At 35.5% G+C, this 504-nt stretch carries 1 protein-coding gene; it reads right to left on the bottom strand.

Annotated features, from left to right (window positions below):
- Positions 1–504: DEAD/DEAH box helicase (locus tag ABCO64_RS10885; RefSeq protein WP_343089498.1), on the bottom strand; the 504-nt coding region annotated here is incomplete at both ends.

Genomic DNA, 504 nt, shown 5'->3' on the forward strand with positions numbered 1-504 from the left:
CTTTAATGCCTTCTAGATACTTTTTTTGTTGCGTGGGTTTAACGAACCTGTTAAGTAACGCTACTTTAATTCCGTGAGATTCCATTCTATTTTTAAACGTATAATAATGCTGTCTTGAGAGAATAGTGGTTGGCGCTAAATAAAGCACTTGTTTATTATCAAGTATTGCTTTAAACGCAGCCCTTAAGGCAACTTCAGTTTTCCCATATCCGACATCTCCACAAATTAAACGATCCATTGGAATTGGTTTTTCCATATCTTCTTTAACGGCTTCAATCGCCTTTTTTTGATCCATCGTTTCTTCATATTCAAAAGAAGCTTCAAACGTATCCATCAAGTCGGTATCTTTTGAAAAACTATAGCCTTCGGCTTGTTCTCTTTTGGAGTATAGTTCTATTAAATGTTTTGCGATATCTTTCGCTTTTTTACGAACTCTTCTTTTCGTTTTAGCCCATTCAGGAGACCCAATTTTATTTAACTTACGTTGAATCCCTTCGTGTGCAT

Origin of the sequence: Methanocalculus natronophilus (assembly GCF_038751955.1) — an archaeon.
GTDB lineage: Archaea > Halobacteriota > Methanomicrobia > Methanomicrobiales > Methanocorpusculaceae > Methanocalculus > Methanocalculus natronophilus.